Annotated in this window: 3 protein-coding genes; 1 reads left to right on the top strand and 2 read right to left on the bottom strand. The window is 69.1% G+C overall.

Translation table 11 applies throughout. The features are described from left to right. The first annotated feature begins 319 nt into the window (after nucleotides 1-319). On the top strand, nucleotides 320-844 hold the full coding sequence (locus tag RWX45_RS11210; RefSeq protein ID WP_316023804.1) for an NUDIX hydrolase: 525 nt from the start codon (nucleotides 320-322) through the stop codon (nucleotides 842-844). 18 nt (nucleotides 845-862) lie between these two features. On the opposite strand, the gene RWX45_RS11205 is transcribed toward RWX45_RS11210, so the two are convergent. Together RWX45_RS11205 and RWX45_RS11200 are read right to left on the bottom strand one after the other, a co-directional pair. Continuing rightward, on the bottom strand, nucleotides 863-1,429 hold the full coding sequence (locus RWX45_RS11205) for an NAD(P)H-dependent oxidoreductase (RefSeq protein WP_316023803.1): 567 nt from the start codon (nucleotides 1,427-1,429) through the stop codon (nucleotides 863-865). A gap of 151 nt (nucleotides 1,430-1,580) precedes the next feature. Next, nucleotides 1,581-2,505: patatin family protein (locus tag RWX45_RS11200; RefSeq protein ID WP_316023802.1), on the bottom strand; the 925-nt coding region annotated here is incomplete at its 5' end.

The raw sequence follows: 2,505 nt of genomic DNA, 5'->3' as shown, positions 1-2,505 counted from the left end.
GTGGAACGCATGGGGTCTCCTTGAGGTGTGAGCGCCGACGCTCGGTGACGGCGGCCGGGCTTGGCCATCTGCCGCCGACGCCGACGGTGCGTGGTGCCCACCAGTGTTGCCACCGCGCATATGCGTCGGCTGTGTACGGCATAGGCGCCCGGCGTGAGTTTGCTGGCCGCGTCTGCTACGCCACTTCACCGCTCAGTACGCCAGTTGACCGTGTGCTGAAGGCCTGCGAGGCGTTCAGTGAACCCCGAAGTGGCGTAACAGACCCCGATCAGGCGTAGCGGACCCCGAAGTGGCGTAGCGGACGCGCTAGCGTGCGGTCATGCCACCACTACCCGGCTCCGATGCCGCCGCTCCGCCCTTCGCGCTTGTGCCCGCCGCCTACGTGCTGCTGCTGCGCCCGCGAAAAGACGCGGGCACCGAGGTGCTGTTGCAGCTGCGCCGCAACACCGGTTTTATGGATGGTCATTGGGCCGCCGGAATCGCCGGGCACGTCGAGCCCGGGGAGTCCGTGACCGCGGCGGCGGTGCGCGAGGGCGCCGAGGAGGTGGGCGTCGTCGTCGACCCCGGCGAGCTTGAGCCGCTCACCGTCATCCACCGCAGCAACGCCGTCGGCGGGCCGCCGCGGGAGCAGCGGGTGGACTTCTTCTTCACCCTCACCCACTGGCGCGGCACGCCCACCATCCTGGAGCCCGCCAGATGCGGCGGCCTGCGCTGGTTCCCCCTGGACGCACTGCCCGAGCCGATTCCGCCGCACGAGCTCACCGCGTTCACCGCCCTGGCGACGGCGCTCGACGGCGGGCAGCCGGTCCCCGCCATCACGTCCTTCGGGTTCGCCGGACGCTGATACCGGGGCGGTGGCCGCTCAGCGCTGTCGGGCGTTGGCAGAGGCGACGACGGCGTCGAGGGTGGCCGCCAGCTCGCCCTCGCGCAGGTCGGCGGGGGTGAACGTGCTCATGTCCTCCGACGCGTCCACGTAGAGCATAAGTTGCACGGCCGGAGCGACCACGTGCATGCTCCAGCTGCCCAGCACCGTGCGCCACTGCTCGACCGCGCGGATGGCGCCGTCGCCCGAGTAGCCGACGAAGCCGACGGTCTTGTTCTGGAACTCGGAGAAGAGGTGGTCGGTAGCGTTTTTGAAGGCGCCGGGGATGCCGTGGTCGTACTCGGAGGTGACGAACACGAAGCCGTCCTGGGAGTCGACGGCGTCCGACCAGGCCTGCACCCGCGGGTCGTCGTAGTGCTTGTTGGCCATAGCGGGCGGGAGCTGCCCGGTGAACAGGGGCAGGTCGAAGGACTTGACGTCGATGATCGAGTAGTGGGCGTCGCCGCGGGTGCGCGCGTGCTCGAGCACCCACTCGGCGATCTGCTCGCCGAGGCGGACCTCCCGCACCGATCCGAGGACGATCCCGATCTTGGGCTTGCTGGCCATGTGAACCTTCCCTTCATGCCGAAGCTCGCCCGGGTCCGGGCGGCACAAGCCTCAACTCAACACGGCGGCCAACGCCGAAGTCAGCGAAACCAAACGTTGACATCGTCACAGTTCCGTTATACGGGTGACGTCGGCCCGCACGGTGGTCGGCTCAGAGCCCGAGGAAGTCCAGGATGTCGGGAAGTTCGCGGCGCGCTTGCACCAAGCCGGCCTCATAGGCGCTCACCACGCGGTCATAGCGCAGCTCACCATTCTCGATGCCCATGCGGTCCGGCTGGAACAGGTAGACGCGCCCCTCCCGGCGGCCCTGCTCCAGCTCCTCAAGGGTCCGGTTGTAGGCATCGGGACGGTTGATGATGGCCTCGGCGACCTCCGGCTGCTTGCGGAACATGCGCCGGTAGGCGGAGGCGCGCTTCTCCGCGGGCTTGCGGTAGCCGGCAGGGCGGGTGGACACCACGAGCATGCGCTCGTACCCGTCGGCTGCGGCGGCGTCGGTGGCGAAGCCGCCGGTCGGGCCGAGCGCGCCGTCGAGGTAGGGGACGGAGTCGATGTGGACGGTGGGCATGAGCACCGGCATCGACGACGACGCCTGGCAGCGCACCAGCAAGTCCTCCATGACGTGCATGTCCTCCAGGCCCCAGTAAACCTCTTCGCCGGTGTCGCAGCGGAAGGAGCCGATGCGCACGGTTGCCTCGGAGGACTTGAAGGTCTCCCAGTCGAAGGGGAATAGCTCATCCGGCAAGGAGGTGTGCTGGTAGATGTGCTCGGAGTTGAAGTAGCCCTGGCCGCGGGCGAAGCTGCCCCAGCCGCCCGCGTCAGGATCGGTGGTGAGCCCGACGAAGGCCTCGCGCGTGCGCCACAGGTCCCGGGAGACCATGTTGACGGTGTTGGTGGATCCGGCGGAGATGCCGCCCACCCAGGGGAAGAACAGCCCCTCCTCCAGCAACACCTGGACCAGCGCAGCCGTGTAGGTGCCGCGCATGCCCCCGCCTTCAAAGACGAGGGCCACATCATCGACGCGCCGGGTCACGGGCGCGGGCACGTGGGCGGGGTCCCCGAAGGGGACGGGACGGGAG

It is taken from the genome of Actinomyces sp. MRS3W (assembly GCF_032465695.1).
Lineage (GTDB): Bacteria > Actinomycetota > Actinomycetes > Actinomycetales > Actinomycetaceae > Actinomyces.
Note: the sequence above shows the minus strand (reverse complement) of the source record. Positions and strands in the feature narration are given on the sequence as shown.